General features: G+C 71.9%; 15 protein-coding genes. 10 read left to right on the top strand and 5 right to left on the bottom strand.

Going from position 1 to position 17234, the window contains the following annotated elements:
* Window positions 1-135 precede the first annotated feature (135 nt).
* The gene (locus OG788_RS07360) at window positions 136-1209 is read left to right on the top strand and encodes an O-antigen ligase family protein (protein ID WP_406369625.1); all 1074 of its coding nucleotides are present in this window, start codon (window positions 136-138) and stop codon (window positions 1207-1209) included.
* A 20-nt stretch (window positions 1210-1229) separates the two neighbouring features.
* On the opposite strand, the gene OG788_RS07365 is transcribed toward OG788_RS07360, so the two are convergent.
* Window positions 1230-1775, bottom strand: coding sequence for a hypothetical protein (locus tag OG788_RS07365; protein WP_406369626.1), 546 nt, complete (start codon window positions 1773-1775; stop codon window positions 1230-1232).
* Between the two features lie 210 nt (window positions 1776-1985).
* The gene (locus OG788_RS07370; RefSeq protein WP_406369627.1) at window positions 1986-2771 is read right to left on the bottom strand and encodes a glutamate racemase; all 786 of its coding nucleotides are present in this window, start codon (window positions 2769-2771) and stop codon (window positions 1986-1988) included.
* Window positions 2772-2829: 58 nt separating this feature from the next.
* On the opposite strand from OG788_RS07370, the gene OG788_RS07375 reads away from it, so the two are divergent.
* Window positions 2830-4005: a glycosyltransferase gene (locus OG788_RS07375; protein WP_406369628.1), complete on the top strand. Its 1176-nt coding sequence runs from the start codon at window positions 2830-2832 to the stop codon at window positions 4003-4005.
* Between the two features lie 18 nt (window positions 4006-4023).
* Here OG788_RS07375 and OG788_RS07380 read toward each other — a convergent pair whose 3' ends face one another.
* Window positions 4024-5364 (bottom strand): TerD family protein, encoded by a 1341-nt coding sequence (locus OG788_RS07380; RefSeq protein ID WP_406369629.1) that lies wholly within the window; start codon window positions 5362-5364, stop codon window positions 4024-4026.
* A gap of 292 nt (window positions 5365-5656) precedes the next feature.
* On the opposite strand from OG788_RS07380, the gene OG788_RS07385 reads away from it, so the two are divergent.
* The 4 genes from OG788_RS07385 to OG788_RS07400 all read left to right on the top strand — a co-directional run bounded on the left by OG788_RS07385 (window position 5657) and on the right by OG788_RS07400 (window position 10336).
* The gene (locus tag OG788_RS07385) at window positions 5657-6076 is read left to right on the top strand and encodes a DUF6643 family protein (RefSeq protein ID WP_351542261.1); all 420 of its coding nucleotides are present in this window, start codon (window positions 5657-5659) and stop codon (window positions 6074-6076) included.
* Window positions 6077-6121: 45 nt separating this feature from the next.
* On the top strand, window positions 6122-6946 hold the full coding sequence (locus OG788_RS07390) for an MOSC domain-containing protein (protein ID WP_406369630.1): 825 nt from the start codon (window positions 6122-6124) through the stop codon (window positions 6944-6946).
* Window positions 6947-7129: 183 nt separating this feature from the next.
* On the top strand, window positions 7130-7735 hold the full coding sequence (locus OG788_RS07395) for a hypothetical protein (RefSeq protein WP_406369631.1): 606 nt from the start codon (window positions 7130-7132) through the stop codon (window positions 7733-7735).
* 171 nt (window positions 7736-7906) lie between these two features.
* Window positions 7907-10336, top strand: a complete 2430-nt coding sequence (locus OG788_RS07400; RefSeq protein ID WP_406369632.1) for a right-handed parallel beta-helix repeat-containing protein — start codon at window positions 7907-7909, stop codon at window positions 10334-10336.
* Here OG788_RS07400 and OG788_RS07405 read toward each other — a convergent pair.
* Window positions 10306-12705 (bottom strand): hypothetical protein, encoded by a 2400-nt coding sequence (locus tag OG788_RS07405; RefSeq protein WP_406369633.1) that lies wholly within the window; start codon window positions 12703-12705, stop codon window positions 10306-10308. The genes OG788_RS07400 and OG788_RS07405 overlap by 31 nt on opposite strands.
* Window positions 12706-12987: 282 nt before the next feature.
* Here OG788_RS07405 and OG788_RS07410 point away from each other — a divergent pair, with 282 nt between their 5' ends.
* On the top strand, window positions 12988-13818 hold the full coding sequence (locus tag OG788_RS07410; RefSeq protein WP_356750164.1) for a DeoR/GlpR family DNA-binding transcription regulator: 831 nt from the start codon (window positions 12988-12990) through the stop codon (window positions 13816-13818).
* 191 nt (window positions 13819-14009) lie between these two features.
* Complete coding sequence (locus tag OG788_RS07415; RefSeq protein ID WP_351542256.1) at window positions 14010-14516, top strand: SRPBCC family protein; 507 nt, start codon at window positions 14010-14012, stop codon at window positions 14514-14516.
* Window positions 14517-14742: 226 nt separating this feature from the next.
* Here the strand turns inward: OG788_RS07415 and OG788_RS07420 are convergent, their stop codons facing one another.
* Complete coding sequence (locus OG788_RS07420) at window positions 14743-15867, bottom strand: PLP-dependent cysteine synthase family protein (RefSeq protein WP_351542255.1); 1125 nt, start codon at window positions 15865-15867, stop codon at window positions 14743-14745.
* A 318-nt stretch (window positions 15868-16185) separates the two neighbouring features.
* Between OG788_RS07420 and OG788_RS07425 the strand changes: the two genes are divergently transcribed.
* Both OG788_RS07425 and OG788_RS07430 read left to right on the top strand, forming a co-directional pair.
* A complete protein-coding gene (locus tag OG788_RS07425) occupies window positions 16186-16509 on the top strand; it encodes a hypothetical protein (protein ID WP_266755738.1) in 324 nt (107 codons plus the stop codon).
* 209 nt (window positions 16510-16718) lie between these two features.
* Window positions 16719-17234 carry an ATP-binding protein gene (locus tag OG788_RS07430; protein ID WP_351542254.1) on the top strand — a complete coding sequence of 172 codons (516 nt, stop codon included), beginning with the start codon at window positions 16719-16721 and terminating at the stop codon, window positions 17232-17234.

Below are 17234 nucleotides of genomic sequence, written 5' to 3' on the forward strand. Positions count from 1 at the left end.
ACGCGCCTGCTGCAACGTTCCTGCACAACATGTCCCCAAACCGGCGCATCACCCGTTACGGTGTGCCCGAGCCTCTGACGTGCGGCCTGATGCGGTGACGGCACCCGAGGTCAGGCGGAGTCGGGGGGCGACGGGGTGGGTTCCACGGGGACGGTCTCCACGGCCGATTCGGCGGCCACGGGCGAAAGACGCAGCGGCGCGGACGGCGCCGGCGTGGCCGTGCTCGCCGCGTGTGCCGCCTGGTCGCTGATCACGGCGACCGCGCACGACGGCCGGCCCGAGGGCATGCTGCTGGCGGTGCTCGCCGTGGCGGCGGGCTACGCCTCGGGGCGGATCTTCGGGGCACTCCTGCCGGTCGCCGCCCCCTGTGCCGGTGCGCTCGCCGGGCTCGGCCTCGCGATCGCCACACCCGGCCCGCAGATCAGCCTGGAACTCGGCCACAGCGGCGCCACGGCCGCCCTGCTGATCCTCTCCTGCGGCGCCGCGTGCTGCGCCGCCTGGGCAGCACGCCCGCCCGCCCTGCGTCTCGCGCTGCGGCTGCTGGCCGCCGGGATCGTGGTGACGGCCGCGGTCCTGGGATCGACCACCGGATTCGTCACCTGCGTCGGGGTCCTTCTCTGTTCACTCGCCGCCGCCCGTGTGCGACGTCGTGCCCTCGCCCTCACGGGCCTGGCGGCCGCCGCGGTGCTGGTGACCGGGGCGACCTGGGCCATCGGCGAGGACGCGCTGCCGGGCGGACTGACCGCGTCCCTGGAGGGCCGGCTCACCGAGCACCGGGTCCAGCTCTGGCACGACGCCCTGCGCATGGCCCGTACCGATCCCGCTCTGGGGGTCGGACCCGGACGCTACGGAGAGTTCAGTCCCACCGTCGCCCAGTCGCTGGTGCCCGACGGCAAACCCCATTCCGCGCCCCTGCAGCAGGCCGCCGAGCAGGGTCTTGTCGGTGTGGCCCTGCTCGCGGCGGCTTTCTGCTGGGTCCTGTACGCGCTGTTGCGCTCGCCGCGTTCCACCCCGATCGCGCTGACCACGGGCGCGGCTCTGACGGCGCTGGCCGCCATCGCCTCGATCGGCAACGCGCTGAGCTTCATGACGGTGACCGCGGGGGCGGGACTGCTCGCCGGGCTCGCGACCGCGCGGCCCTTCACCACGACCGAGCCGGACGTCGTCCCGGCCCCGGCCCGGCGCTCCGACGATCGTCGGGAGTCATGAGCCGACCTCCGTGTGGGACGTCAGCGCACCACACCGGTCGTGTCCGGGCGCAGATGGCCGCGGATGATCCGTACCGCCGCCTCGGCGTTGTCCACGGTGATCGTGAACGTGTGGCCGTCGCCCAGGCGCAGCACCACGCCCTCACCACGCCGGACGATGACGGCGGTTCCCTGCTCGGGCCGCCAGCGATATCCCCAGCCGCCCCACTGGCGCGGGGTGACCTGAGGCGCGAAGTCGGCGCCGACGACCGTCGAGAGGGGGATGCGGCGGCGCGGCAGCCCTATGTGGCCGCAGCGCACCTCCAGACAGTCCTTGTCCACCGTCACGGCGACATGCACGAACGCGAGCGTGCCGAAGAGGATGAGCAGTCCGGCAGCGATGCATCCGATGACGGACATGATCAGCGGGGCCGTTCCCGACGTCCAGCCGGAGTCGACGGCCAGCTCGATCCCGAGCGCCAGGCAGGCCAGGCCGCCCAGGGCGGGCAGCAACTGAACGCGATTCCTCGCGTGCCCGGTCCACAGAGCCGGGTGCGGTGAGGTTTCGCCGTGGGGGTGGTCCCTCATGTCCATGAGAGTACTCAGGTTCCGCTGCGCGGGCACCGGGTCGCGGAGCGTTACTCCGCCGGGTGGACGAGATTCTCCTTGTGGGAGACCGAGCGGTGACGGACCGTGCCCGTACGCCGGGTGTCCGCACGTTCACCGCAGGTGTCCGCCAGCCGGACGCCTTCGCCGACGAGCAGGCGTCACGGGGGTGGAGTGGGGTGCGGTCGTCGCTCAGCGCGCGGGGCTGACGGCCGACAGGATGCGGCCTTCCTCATAGGTGAGCGCGGTCGCCGGCAGCGTGCCCTCGTGCCCGCTCAGCAGCACCGTGACCGTGGAGCCGGCGGGGGCCGCGGGGTCCGGCATCTCGCCGATCCGGCGCAGCGCCTGGGCGGCGACCGCCCCGGCGGAACCGTGCAGGACGAGCGGCGGGCGCCCCGGGCGCTGCACGGCGGCGCGGATGCGCTCGGCGACCAGTTCGTAATGGGTGCAGCCCAGGACGACGGCCCTTACGTCCTCGGGGGTGTGCGCGGCGGCCTCGGCGATCGCGGCGTCGATGGCCGCCTGGTCGGCGTGCTCCACCGCGTCCGCGAGCCCGGGGCAGGCCACCTCGGTGACGTCCACTCCGTCGGCGAACTGGTCGATGAGTCCCCGCTGGTACGGGCTGCCGGTGGTGGCGGGCGTGGCCCAGATCGCGACGGGCCCGCCGCCCGCGGCGGCCGGCTTGATCGCCGGGACGGTGCCGATGACGGGCACTTCCGGCTCGAGGCGGGCGCGCAGGGCGGGCAGGGCGCGTACGGAGGCGGTGTTGCAGGCGACGATCAGGGCGTCGGGCCGGTGCAGTGCGGCGGCCTCGGCGACGGCCAGGGCGCGTGCGGTGACGTCCTCCGGTGTGCGCGGCCCCCAGGGCATGCTGCCGGGGTCGGAGGAGAGGACGAGATCGGCGTCGGGCCGCAGTCGACGCACCGCGGCGGCAGCAGCGAGCAGTCCGATTCCGGAGTCCATGAGCGCGATCTTCACCCGGTCACCATAGACGATCCCTCTCGACGGGAGTCTGCGGTGGGGCAGACTTCGACAGGTGAGCGCCCTCGTGTGGATCGCTGTCGGATCACTGGCCGCGTGGCTGTGGCTGCTGCTCGGCCAGGGCTTCTTCTGGCGTACGGACGTGCGGTTGCCCGCCCGCCACGATCCCGTCGACTGGCCTTCCGTGTGCGTCGTGGTGCCGGCCCGGGACGAGGCCGCCGTCCTGCCCGAGAGCCTGCCGTCGCTCCTCGCCCAGGCCTATCCGGGGCGGGCCGAGATCTTCCTCGTCGACGACGGGAGCTCGGACGGCACGGGAGAGCTGGCCCGCGAGCTGGCGCGCCGACACGGCGGACTGCCGCTCACCGTCGGCTCACCGGGTGAACCGCCGCCGGGCTGGACGGGCAAGCTGTGGGCCGTGCGCCACGGCATCGGCCTCGCCCGCGCGCGGGACCCCGAATATCTGCTGCTGACCGACGCGGACATCGCGCACGCGCCGGACAGTCTGCGGGAACTGGTGGCGGCGGCGCGCACGGGCGGTTTCGACCTGGTCTCGCTCATGGCGCGGCTGCGGGTGGAGAGCCTGTGGGAGCGGCTCGTCGTACCGGCGTTCGTCTACTTCTTCGCCCAGCTCTACCCCTTCCGCCGGATCGCGGTGAAGGGCTCACGGACGGCGGCCGCGGCGGGCGGCTGCGTCCTGCTGCGCGCGGACACCGCCGAGCGGGCGCGGATCCCGGAGGCGATCCGGCATGCCGTCATCGACGACGTGGCGCTCGCCCGCGCGGTCAAGCGGGGCGGTGGCCACATCTGGCTCGGCCTCGCCGAGCGGGTCGACAGCGTGCGCCCGTATCCGCGGCTCCACGATCTGTGGCGCATGGTCTCGCGCAGCGCGTACGCCCAGCTGCGGCACAGCCCGCCGCTGCTCGCCGGAACGGTCGCCGGGCTCGCGATGGTGTATCTGGTGCCGCCGGTCGCCCTTCTGGCGGGCCTCGCTACGGGAAGCACGTGGGCGGCGGCGGCCGGAGGGCTCGCCTGGCTGCTGATGACGGCCACGTATGTGCCGATGCTCCGGTACTACCGGCAGCCACTGTGGCTCGCTCCCCTGCTGCCGGTCACCGCGTTCCTCTATCTCCTCATGACGGTCGATTCCGCGGTGCAGCACTACAGGGGGCGCGGTGCGGCCTGGAAGGGCCGCACCTACGCCCGCCCCGACACCGCCCTCGACGAGAACTGAGGAGCAGGGGCCCGACGGTCATTTCCTGCCGGGCGTCCAGTTCATGCCCCAGCCGTAGGCGTAGTCGACCGTGCGCTGCGGACTCACGCCGCGCTCGGGAATGAGGTACCGGGCCTCGCGCTGGACGACCATGTCGGTGCCGTTGCCGGTGATGAGGGCGAGCGCGCAGACCGTGGAGGGCACCGTGCACTCGTCGAGCGAGAAGTCGATCGGCGCGCCGTTCAACGGCTGCAGGGTGACCGTGGCATGCAGGTCGGCGAAGGACCGCGCGCCTTCGTAGATGGTCACGAAGATGAGGATGCGCCGGAAGCTCTGCTTGTGATCCAGGTTGATGGTGAGGTTCTCGCCGCTGGCCACGGCCCCGGTGCGGTCGTCCCCGTCGAGATGGATGAACGGTGGCTGGTGCAGCGCCCCGAAAGCGTTGCCGAGCGCCTGGACGACTCCCTTGCGGCCGTCGGACAGCTCGTACAGCGCGCACAGGTCGAGGTCGAGGTCGGCGTGCATGGCGACGGCCCGGCCGCGCTTGCTGCCCCACCCCTTGAACTGCTTGCGCACCTCCCAGTTGAGGTTCACGCGCATGGCACCGGACGTTCCGCCCTGTTTGTTGAGCGATACGGAGGGCGCCTCCTTGGTGAGCGTCACCTTGGTCAGGCGGACCGGCGCCGGAGGGGCCGCGGGCGGCTGCGGAGTCATGGGCGGAGCCATGGGCGGCGGCATGGTCACGGGCGGGGCGACCGGCGGTGGCACGGTGACCGGGGCCGCCACGGGGGGCGGGGGCCCCTGGACGAGAGTGGCGGGCCCCTGCGGTGCGGGGGCGGCCGGTGCCGCGTGCTGCGGCTCGTCCACCGTTATCCCGTAGTCGGTGGCCAGTCCTTCGAGACCGCTTCCGTAGCCCTGTCCGACGGCACGGAACTTCCAGGCGCCCTGGCGCCGGTAGAACTCGCCCAGCACGAAGGCGGTCTCCACGGTCGCGTCGGCGCTGTCGAAGCGGGCGAGTTCCGTGCCCTGCTGTGCGTCGAGCACCCGTATGTACAGACCGGGAACGCGCCCGAAGGAGCCACCGTCCGCGGAGGCGGCCAGGACGACGGTCTCGATGACGGGCTCCGCGCGCGCGAGGTCGACGAGCAGCGCGTCGCTCACCTGGCCGCCGTCGTTGCGCTTCCCCTCGTGACGCACAGCGCCCGAGGAGTGCGCCGGCTGGTTGTAGAAGATGAAGTCGGCGTCCGAACGGACCTTTCCGGACACCAGCAGAAGGGCGGAGGCATCCACGTCGGGCACCCCCGGTCCTGATCGCCACCCCAATTCCACCCGCAGTGCGGTCGTCGGGACAGGAACATTCGATCCCTTAGGCATTGACATGTACGCCCCCATCACGTGTCTCCGCGCCGGTGCGCGTCCCGAGCGGACCGCCGGCTCCGTTCCCGCCAAACCTAATCCCCCGGCCCGTCGAACTCCCATGACTCGCACTGGAAGATCCTGGTCAACCGCCGGTAACCCGTCCGCAGCTCGGCCTTTACACGATCTCAACCATCTTTGGCGTCCTTTTTTGCCGAGTTCGCTCGCATTGGGGATCCCGCGTCACTGCCGACACGGAAAACAACCCTCTTATCGGTCTCCCCAACCAGCACATCGTGGGCTTAACTTATGTGCCATGACCTCCCCCCGCTCCACCTATGGCGGCGGTTACTACTCCGCCTTCCAGGACACCCCGATCTACGACTCCCTCGTCGCCGAGCGGGGTACCCCTCAGATCGCCCCGATCCGGGTCCCCTCCGCCTACGACTCGGGCAGCAACCTCCCGGCGCTGCCGTCCGCGCTCCCCGCGCTGCCGGCCGGCCCCTCGCACCAGTACGGCTACCAGCAGGCCCAACAGCCTTCGCCGCTGCAGCAGGCCCCCGCGCCGTACATCCCGCAGCAGGCCGCCGCGCCTCGGGGCTATCCCGGCCCCCAGCAGCAGCCCCGCCCGATGGCGAGCGGCACGGGCTACGAGGCGATGCGCCCCGCGGCTCCCCGGCCCGCCCCGGCTCCTTACCAGGACCCCTACAACGGGCAGCAGTACCGCGGGTACTGACCTCCCCGAACCGGATTGTCGGTGCTTCCTGGCACCATGGCGGTCATGGGGAACGCGCAACTGCACTCGATCCACGTCCATCCGGTCAAGGCGTTCCGGGGCCAGTCACCCCGGGAGGCCGAGGTGGAGCCCTGGGGGCTGGCCGGAGACCGACGCTGGGTCCTGATCGACGACGGGGGAAAGGTCGTCACGCAACGCGAGCAGCCGCGTATGGCGCTGGCCGCCGCCGAGATTCTCTCCGGCGGCGGCCTTCGTCTGTCCGCCGAGGGCCGTGAGCCGGTGAGCGTTCCCGTGCCCGAGCCCATCGGCACCACGACCGTGCAGATCTTCGGCGACAAGGTGGAAGCGGTCCTCGCCGACCCGGCCGCGCACGACTGGTGCAGCGGCTACCTGCGCGCCGATGTGCGCCTCGTCCACATGGACGATCCCGCCACGCGCCGGCCCGTCGACCCGGAGTTCGCCCTGCCGGGCGAGACGGTGAACTTCGCCGACGGCTATCCCCTGCTCGTCACCACGCTCGGTTCGCTGGACGCGCTCAACTCCCTGATCGCGCGGGGTGACCACGCCGACGAGGGGCCCCTGCCGATGAATCGCTTCCGGCCGAACGTCGTCGTCTCCGGCACGGACGCCTGGGCCGAGGACGACTGGTCGCGGATCGCCATCGGCGAGGTGACCTTCCGGGTGACCAGGATGTCGGGTCGCTGCGTCGTCACCACGACCGACCAGGACACCGCCGCACGCGGCAAGGAGCCGCTGCGCACGCTCGCCCGCCACCGACGCTTCGCCGGCAGGCTGATCTTCGGGCAGAACCTGGTGCCCGAGTCCCGCGGCACGCTGCGCGTCGGAGACCCGGTCACGGTCCTCGCCTAGCCCAGCGATCACATTTCGCCAGAAGCCGCGCACGGGGAACCCCGGCCCCGGGCGGGATCGTTGAGTCGGCGTGAGATGTTCACGCAGGGCCCGGGGGAGGGTGATTTCGCTCTCTCTTCCCCCGCGTCTCGAGTGAACGGCTCCGCTGCGGGTTATCACGGACGCGGGAGGGGGTGCGGGACGGTGCACGCGATCATCGGTCTTTGGCGCTGGCGGCACAATCCGCTGCGTCGCACGACGGATCTCGTGGAGGCCTGGCTGGCCCTGGCCGCCCTCCTGTTGGTGCTCGTCGGTGCGCCCCTGGTCGGAGCGGTCGTGGGGGCCTCGGCCCAGGAGGCGCTGCTGCGGTCCGTGCGGGAGCAGCGCGAGGACCGTCAGCAGGTCGCCGCCACCGTGGTCAGAAAGCTTTCCCGAGGCCCGCTGGCGCCGGACCCCGAGACGTCGTCGGCACGGGACACCCGCAGCCGCGTCGTGGCCGACTGGACGGCACCGGACGGCACCCCGCGGCACGGCACGGTGATCGCCGCCCTCAAGTCCCCCCGTCCGGGGGACCATTTCCCGCTCTGGACCGATCTGCACGGCGGCATAGTGGGCCGCCCGCTGGACAGTGCCACCGCGGCCACACACGCCGTTCTGGCCGGTTTCGGCGCGGCCGTGCTGTCGGCGGGACTGGTGGCGGGAGCCAGACGGTTGATCGTGGGGCACATGATCCGTCGGCGTCATGCCCGTTGGGACCAGGCATGGGACAAGGCAGGTCCCGACTGGGGCAAGGCAGGCACCGGCAGCTGACGCCTTCCCGCTCCGGTCAACCGGGCGTCTCCGCGCACGCTACGGTGGACCGGCCGAACTGTTCGGCACCGTCGTGAGAGGCTGTCCGGCAGGGACCGGGATCCCGACCGACGGGGCATCAGCACGACCTCGCAGGACCCGCGTACGACGAGGTGGGGGCACAACAGCGCCATGGCACAGGGCACGGTCCAGGTGACGCACACCGGAACCTCGCGGTGGCGGCGCCGCACGGGTGAGTACGCATCGCTGGCCGCCGCCCTGGAGGCCGCGGCCGACGGTGACGTCCTGACCGTCGCTCCCGGCACCTACCGGGAGAACCTGGTGGTGGAGCGGGCGGTGACGCTGCGCGGCCCCGAGGGCTCCCCCGGCTCCGTGCGCATCGCACCGGTCGACGGCGTGCCGCTGACCGTGCGCGCCTCCGCCGTGGTCCAGGACCTGCATGTCGAGGGCCAGGACTCCGCCGCGCCCGCGCTGCTCGTCGAGGACGGCACACCGGAACTGCTGGACGTGCGGATCGTCACCCGGTCCGCCGCCGGGATCGAGGTGCGCGGTGGCGCCCGCCCGACCGTGCGCCGCTGCACGGTCGACAACCCCGCGGGCGTCGGCATCGCCGTGCTGGACGGCGGCGGCGGGGTGTTCGAGGAGTGCGAGGTCGTCGCGGCCGGTCAGTCGGGCGTCGTGGTCCGCGGGGGCGCGCATCCGCGCCTCGAGCGCTGCCGGGTGCACCACACTTCGGGTGCGGGCCTGTCGGCGACCGGCGAGAACTCGTCGCTGGAGGCGGTGGGTTGCGAGGTGTACGAGGTCAAGGGTTCCGGGGTGCAGATCACCGGCCGGGCCACGGCTCACCTCACCGACTGCGATGTCCACCGGACGACCGCTGACGGCGTCACCCTCGACACGGACGCGGTGCTCACGCTCGCCGACTGCCGCATCCACGACATCCCGGAGAACGCGGTCGATCTGCGCTCGCGTTCGGTGCTGACACTGACACGCACCAGCGTGCGGCAGTTCGGGCGCAACGGCCTTTCGGTCTGGGACCCGGGCACGCGCGTGGACGCCAACCAGTGCGAGATCTTCGACAGCACGGGCGACTACCCCGCGGTGTGGGTGAGCGACGGCGCGACCGCGGTGCTGGACTCGTGCCGGGTGCACGACGTGCCGGACGCGCTCTTCGTCCTGGACCGGGGCTCGCGCGCGGATGTCGTCGACTGCGACATCTCGCAGGTGCGCAACACCGCGGTGTCGGTGAGCGACGGCGCCACCGCGCAGCTCGACGACTGCCGCATCCGCGACGCCGCGACGGGTGCCTGGTTCCGTGACCACGGCAGCGGGGGAAACCTGTCCGGCTGCATCGTGGACGGCACGCAGACCGGAGTGATCGTCACCAAGGGCGCCGATCCGACGATCGAGCGCTGCACGGTCACCTCGCCCACCGAAGCCGGTATCTACGTGTCCGCCGACGGCCGGGGCAGCTTCCTGAACTGCCGGGTGGCGGACAGCGGAGGCTACGGCTTCCATGTGATCGACGGCTGCCGGGCGACCCTGCGCAAGTGCCGTACCGAGCGGTGCGCGCGCGGCGGCTTCGAGTTCGCCGACGCGGGCGCGGCGCCCGGCGGAGGTCCGATCGTCGAGGACTGCGCGAGCGACGAGAGCACCGGACTGCGCGCCCCGGCGCACGAGGCGGCGGTCGAGACGTCCGGTTCGTCCGCGAGTCTGCTGGGGGCGATCCCCGGTCAGCGCAGCACCGAGCGGGAGCCGCTCGTCACCGCCGCGGAACCCGCGCAGCCGGCCCGCGGGTCCAAAGTCGTCCTCGGTGAACTCGACACGCTGGTCGGCCTGGAGAACGTCAAGCGCGAGGTGCGGGCCCTCACCGACATGATCGAGGTGGGCCGCCGCAGGCAGCAGGCGGGCCTCAAGGCGGCGTCAGCCCGGCGCCATCTCGTCTTCACCGGCTCCCCCGGTACGGGCAAGACGACCGTCGCCCGGCTGTACGGCGAGATCCTCGCCTCGCTGGGTGTGCTGGAGAACGGGCATCTGGTCGAGGTGTCCCGGGTGGACCTGGTCGGTGAGCACATCGGGTCGACCGCGATCCGTACGCAGGAGGCGTTCGACCGGGCGCGCGGCGGCGTGCTGTTCATCGACGAGGCGTACGCGCTGTCGCCGGAGGACTCGGGCCGCGACTTCGGGCGCGAGGCCATCGACACGCTGGTGAAGCTGATGGAGGACCACCGGGAGGCGGTGGTGGTGATCGTCGCGGGGTACACCGCCGAGATGGAGCGGTTCCTGTCGGTCAACCCCGGTGTGGCGTCCCGTTTCTCACGGACCATCACGTTCAACGACTACCTCCCCGACGAGCTGTTGCGCATCGTTGAGCAGCAGGCCGAGGAACACGAGTACCGCCTGGGCCCTGGCGCGGCCGAGGCGCTCCTGAAGTACTTCACGGCGATTCCGAAGGGGGCCGCGTTCGGCAACGGACGCACGGCGCGGCAGACGTTCGAGGCGATGGTGGAGCGGCACGCGGGCCGGGTCGCCCAGCTGGACGAGCCGAGCACGGACGACCTGACCTTGCTCTACTCGGAGGACCTGCCGGAGCTGCCGTGAGCGTCCTTCCGGGGACGCTGGCCCGGCACCTCGGGCAGCAGCCGGGCCAGCAGCAGTTCCCGCTCGTCGGCGAAGGCCGGGTCCGCCTGGTAGTCGGAGTGGCCGAGGACCGGCGCGGGCAGCGGCTGCCGCTCGGTGCGGCCGTAGGCGAGCGGGTCCTTCAAGGGCTCGTGGTCGACTTCGGGGCCGCAGTCGCCGGGCAGCCGGACGGGTCCTCCGATGGGGTCGGTCGGACGGTACAGATTGCGCCAGCAGGCGACCTCTCGGTGCAGTGAGGCCAGGGCGGCGGGGCCGAAGTGGGCCGGGAACCAGCGTCCGTACAGACGCTCCAGCGGTGAGCCGTAGGTGAGCAGCGCGATTCTCCTGCGGACCGCGGGCTTGAGCTGCCAGGCCGCGGCGGCCGCCAGCACACTGCCCTGGGAGTGTCCGGAGAGCACGAGCCGTCCGCCGGTGGCACGGATCCAGGTGGCCATGCGCCAGGTGAGGTCGGGCACGGCGCGCTCGGCGTAGCAGGGCGGCGCGAAGGGGTGGGCCGCGCGCGGCCAGAAGGTGCCGACGTCCCAGAGGATGCCGATGGTGCGGCGGGCGGCCGGGTCCTTGTAGGCGCGGCGGCCCCAGGTGACGAAGAGGATGAAGCCGAGGCCGATCAGCCAGGAGCCGAGTGCCTGCGCGGTCTCGGCCGTGCCCCGGACGACGCCGTACGTCCCCCGCGCTGCCTCGCTCGGGGCGTCCCCGGTGGCGAAGGCCCCGGCCAGGGCGCCGGCCCCGAGCAGCAGCGTCACGGAGGAGACGACGCCGACCATGAGCGGCGCACGGTCGGTGAGGGCGGCCATCGCACGGGTGCCGGCGATGCGGCGGGTGCGGGCGATGTCCTTGGCCTCGCTCGGGTAGTCGCGTTCCACGGCGATCGTCTCGCGGCGGCGCAGCTGCCAGGTGCGCCGGGCGAGCCAGCCGATGAGGGCGAGCAGGACCACGAGCAGTGGCGGGATCGCGGAGGCCTGCCAGGTCAGCAGGACGGGCGGGCCGGGAATCGAGTGGCGGGTGCCGTCGAGCCAGTCGGCGACCCGCTGGGACACTCCTCCGGACATCACGCCGCCGAGCGCGCAGGCGAGCATGGCGACGGCGGGGCCCGCGAACCCGCGCATCGCGGTGCGGGTGTCCTCGGTGCCGGTCCCGGTTCCGCGGGAGCCCGGGACCTGGGGGTTCGCGCGGTACAGGATGCGGGCGACGACGCCGAGCGCGATCACGAGCAGGCCCTGCGCGAGGGCGAGGCCGCCGAACGTGGCGTCGCCGGGCAGGCGCCCCGTCGAGTGCCACTCCGGTCGTGACCAGCCGGCGTACACCAGGGCGAGGACGAGCAGGACGACCGAGCCCAGCGCCAGTCGGCGTACGAGCGTCCGGTCGCGCGCGTGGTCGATCCGGTTCTCGGTACGGCCGCGACGGCAGACCACCCACAGCACAACGGCCCCGCCCACCACGAGGGTTGCGTTCAGGAGCTCGCCCAGCGCTTCGAGTGCGGCGGGCCCACCGGGCCTGCGGTCGTAGCGGGCCGCCGAGGAGCCGACGGCTGCGGCGACGGTCAGGAAGCCCGCGGCGGTGTGCGCGGCACGCAGCCGGGCCACCAGTCGGCGCCCGTACCAGAAGCCGGGGCGACCCAGTCCGGTGCCGTCGGTCTCCTCGTCGGGCTCGGCGGCGCGGGACATCGGCTGCTGCGACTCGTACGCGCTCCAGGTGCGGTGCGACAGGTACCAGAGGAGGGCGGTGAGCGCCGCGGGCACCAGGCAGGCCAGGGCGAGGCGGCGGCCCGGCTGGCTCCACCAGCCCGCGTCGGGCCGGTCCGGGGAGAGGAAGCCGAGCCAGGAGTGGTTGCGCACGCACGCGCGGGTGCCCGCGCACTGCCAGGCGGCCAGGTCGAGGGCGACCTCGCAGGCGGCGGCGACCAGCAGCACCGTGAGGGTGAGTCCGGCGAGGCGGACGAGCAGCCCGTACAGGCGCACGGCCCGTCCGCGGCCCTGCGAGGCGGGGCGCATCCAGTGCGCGAGGTTGACCACCATGAAGGGCAGTAACAGGAGCCATAACGCGCGGGCGCCGTTGCCGGACGTGAGGTTGCACCACACGTATGCCTCGCGCACCGGCCCACCGCGGTGGTCGCCTGGCCGGGCCTCGGCATCGACGTCCTCGGCGCGCCGGAAGACGGCCGCTGTCGCGTCGCCGGTGATCCGGACCGTCCGCGGATCGTCCAGCATGTCCTCCGGCGTGGCGCCGCCGACCCCGTGGACCAGGAGTTCCAGGGCGGTTCCGGCCGCTTCGGACGGCTGTACGGGGCTGCCGGGCTCCCCGTCGATGGCATGTTCCCGTGCACGTTCCACTGTTCCGCACTTCCCCCGTGCCACGCCTGTCGCATGTGTCATGTGCAGGCACAAGGATCGCGCGCTCCGGGCTCCGCGCACACCCGAACTCACGGAATCTCCCCGATACGTGTGAAAGTGGCGGCACGGAAGGGACACCGTGGGCGTGCGGGCAGTGGCGCGACTGTCGGTGTCCCGTGCGAGGATGGGTCGTCCTCCAGACCTCGGACAAGGAGAATGTCCACGTGGGAGTGGGTTCGGACGGAGTGTCGGGCAGGCAGCGGCGAAAGGACCGGAGCGGTCGTGAGTGAGAATCAGAACCTCCTCGCGGAGCAGCGGCGCGCTCTGATCCTCGACGAGGTGCGCCGCCGCGGCGGTGTCCGCGTGAACGAACTGACGCGAAGACTCGGCGTCTCCGACATGACAGTCCGCCGCGATCTCGACGCGCTGGCCCGCCAGGGTGTCGTCGAGAAAGTGCACGGCGGCGCGGTGCCGGTGGTCGAGGCGAGCACGCACGAACCGGGTTTCGAGGCCAAGTCGGGCCTGGAGCTGACCGCCAAGGAGGACATCGCGCGGGCCGCCGCCGAGTTGGTCGCGGCGGGCTCGGCGATCGCCCTCTCCGGTGGTACGACGACGTACGCGCTGGCCCATCAGCTCCTGGACGTCCCGGACCTGACCGTGGTCACCAACTCGGTGCGTGTGGCGGACGTGTTCCACTCGGCGCAGCGCACCTCCGGTCAGCGGCCGGGCGCCGCGACCGTCGTCCTCACGGGTGGGGTGCGCACACCGTCCGACTCCCTGGTCGGTCCGGTGGCCGATCAGGCCATCGCGGCACTGCACTTCGATGTCCTCTTCCTCGGCGTGCACGGCATATCGGCCGAGGCCGGACTGTCGACGCCGAACCTCGCGGAGGCGGAGACCAACCGGCGGCTCGTCCAGTCCGCGCGACGTGTCGTCGTCGTCGCCGACCACACCAAGTGGGGCACGGTGGGCCTCAGTTCGTTCGCCGCGCTGGAGCAGGTCGACACGCTGGTGACCGACAGCGGGATGCCCGCCGAGGCCCGCGCGGAGATCGCGGAGCACCTGCGGCGCCTGGTGGTGGCCGGTGAACCCGAGGACGATACAGACATCTGACGGTCCGCCAGCTAGGGTGACGCTGCCCGCGCCGCCGGTGAGACAGCCGGCGCCGTCCGTGGCGCGGGTGCGACCCGGTCGTCGTCGCCGCCGACCGGGGTCGGTTCCGCGAGGCGGCCGGGCGGATCCCGTCACGGGCGCTCCGTCCACACACGGGAGCCAGGACCCGGTTCCCGCAAGGGGGTTCGCTCATGGCACGTCACCTGCGTCCGGTAGGACCCGACTTCGTCGAGACGGCTCCGGTGCGTCTGGTGTTCGCCCGGGAGGTGACCGCCCCTCCCGAGGCGGTGTTCTCCGCGCTCGCCGAGGACGTGTCCGGCTGGAGCGAGTGGTTCGCGGCGGTGACACTCGCCCGGCCCACCGCTGATGGCACAGGGCGTGAGGTGCGGCTTCGCGGGGGGACTCGTTTCGAGGAGACCGTCCTCGTCGCCGAGGCTCCCGAGGTGTACGCGTACCGGGTCGACGTCACGAACGCGCCGGGGATACGCGCCCTGGTGGAGGAGTGGCGGCTGACCCCCGCGGGCAAGGGGACCCGCGTTCAGTGGACATTCGCCGCCGACGGAACAGCCCTCTTCCGGGCGGCTCTCACCGTGGGGCGGGGAGGCCTGGGCCGCGCCTTCCGCGGCGCGGTCACGGCACTGGACCGGCGACTGGCGCCGACACCCGGCCTGAATCCTGGCGCACCGCATCAGGCGTGACGCGCGCCGTCCTGCGTAAACCGACCGACCCGGAGGCCCGCCCTGACCCCGCGCAGGTCGGGCGTCCGGCCTCCCCCTCCCGCCGCCACGGCGACCAGCTACCAGCTACCAGCTACCAGCTACCAGCTACCAGCTACCAGCTACCAGCTACCAGACCAACTGCGCTCCCCCGGGCCGGTGTTGGAGAGCCCGGGCCCAAAAGGCGTGCCCGGACGCCGGGTTCGGGTCAGGACGGCCAGACGCCCGTCTCCAGCAGCGAGGTGATCGCCGCGGTGTACGGCGCGATGTCCAGGCCTTGTTCGGCCAGCCACGCGTCCGAGTAGTACTTGTCGAGATAACGGTCCCCGGGGTCGCACAGCAGCGTCACCACGCTTCCCCTGCGCCCCTCGGCCACCATTTCGGCGACGATCTTCAGGGCACTCCACAGACCGGTGCCGGTCGAGCCGCCCGCCTTGCGGCCGATGGACTGCTCCAGGGCGCGTACGGCGGCGACGCTCGCCGCGTCCGGCACCTTCATCATGCGGTCGATGGCCCCGGGCACGAAGCTCGGCTCCATGCGCGGTCTGCCGATGCCCTCGATGCGTGAGCCCCTGTCGCAGGTCACGTCCGGATCGCCGGTGGTCCAGCCCTCGAAGAAACAGGAGTTCTCCGGGTCGGCGACACAGATACGGGTGTCCGCCTGCATGTAGTGGACATAGCGCGCGAGGGTCGCCGACGTACCGCCGGTGCCTGCCGTTGTGACGATCCAGGCGGGCTCCGGGAATCGCTCCAACGCCAGCTGGCGGAAGATGGATTCGGCGATGTTGTTGTTCCCGCGCCAGTCCGTGGCCCGTTCCGCATAGGTGAATTGATCCATGTAATGGCCGCCGGTCTCGACCGCGAGGGCGGCGGACTCCTCGTAGATCTTTCGCGCGTCGTCCACGAAATGGCACTGCCCGCCGTGGAATTCGATCAAGCGGCATTTCTCGGCGCTCGTGGTGCGGGGCATGACCGCGATGAAAGGCACGCCGATGAGCCCCGCGAAATAGGCCTCGGACACGGCGGTCGAACCACTGGACGCCTCGATCACCGGGCGGCCCGGCCGGATCCAGCCATTGCACAGGCCGTACAGGAAGAGGGAGCGGGCGAGGCGGTGCTTGAGGCTGCCGGTGGGGTGGGTCGACTCGTCCTTGAGGTACAGGTCGATTCCCCATTCCTCGGGCAGCGGGAAGCGGAGCAGATGGGTGTCGGCCGAGCGGTTGGCATCGGCCTGGACCTTGCGGACGGCTTCTTTGAGCCAGCTCCGGTACTCCGCGTCACTGTGGTCGACATCGAGGGTCTCGCCGGTCCGGGACTGCTGGGGAGTGCTCACGGGAAGGCTCCTAACGCATGGCGCCGACACCGCTTCAGCCGGCCGGACGCCTCGATCATAGACATCTTCCACACGCTTCTCACCTGCATAAACACACCTTTGAGCACCCCAAAGGCACCCCTGGGGGAATGGAGCGGAGCGGGAAAGGAGGGGGCGCATCCCGGCCTTTGCTCCCGCCGCCTCCACCACCTCGTCGTGCGCACTGGTGCTCGGCGCCGCCCACGGGCAGACTGCACCGCACGGGGCGTCCGCCCCCGGCGGGGATGCACACTGGGTCACGTCAAGACACGGCCGGAGCGCACAAGGGGGCGGGGCATCATGGCGGAGCCGGAGTTCACAGCCACGGGCGTGCGGATCGGGAAGAGGCTGCGCTCGCTCACCCGGGCCGGACAGGTCCGGATCAGCGACGGCAGGCTGGAACTGCTCACCAGCTACGGCAGCGAGATCGACAGCGCGCCGGTGCAGGCGGTGCGCGCGTCGAAGCCCTGGTTCGCGCACGAGGACCGCGCGTTGGCGGACGTCAACGGCACGCGCTACTCCCTGACGCTCGGCGAGCACGATCCGGCGCCCGGCAGGCCGGGGCCGCCCTCGGCACGTCGCTTCATCGAGGCGGTCCGCAGGGCGGCGGGACGCAACGGCTGAAGTGTGCCCGCCCGCTACCCCTCGTGAAGCGCCGCGAGTTGCAGGACCGCGCCCCCTGCGTCACTCTGTTGTCACATCACTCTGGGTTTACCGGCGATAACGCTGCGAACCAGCCCGCCGGCCATCACAGCAGGCGGCCGTTCCCCTCAGCCACTCTGCTGGATCCGATCTCCGTCTTCTTCCGGACCTCAATTCGGGGAGTCGCAGCCGTGATCAGCCAGCCAAGCAGGCATTGCACGGTGGAGCTCCAAGCCCTGCCGTCGCGGATCGGCCAGGTCCGCAGAATCGTCTCTGCGCAGTTGCGCTACTGGCATCTGGACCCCTTGATAGACCGGGCCGCACTCGGAGTCACCGAGCTGCTGACCAACGTCCACCGGCACGCCCAGCCGGACAAGCAGTGCACCGTGAAGATCGAGCTGCTGCTCGACCGGCTCACCGTCTCGGTGCACGACCACGACCCCCGGCTTCCCGTAGTACGGGAGGCGGACCCCGGTTCCACCTGCGGACGCGGCCTCGCCATGGTCGCGGCGGTCAGCGAGAACTGGGGTGCACAGCCCGACGGAGAGTCGGGAAAGGTCGTGTGGTTCACGCTTCCGGCGTCGTCGCCCGCGGTGACGGCCGCCCTCCGTTCGCCGTACGAGATCGCCTGCGAGGCCACTCTCAGGCACACCGTCGACGTACGCAGGCCGGAACACGCTCCCGCCCGGTCAGCCGTTGCCGGCTGA

It is taken from the genome of Streptomyces sp. NBC_00647 (assembly GCF_045207245.1).
In the GTDB taxonomy this organism is placed as follows: Bacteria; Actinomycetota; Actinomycetes; order Streptomycetales; family Streptomycetaceae; genus Streptomyces.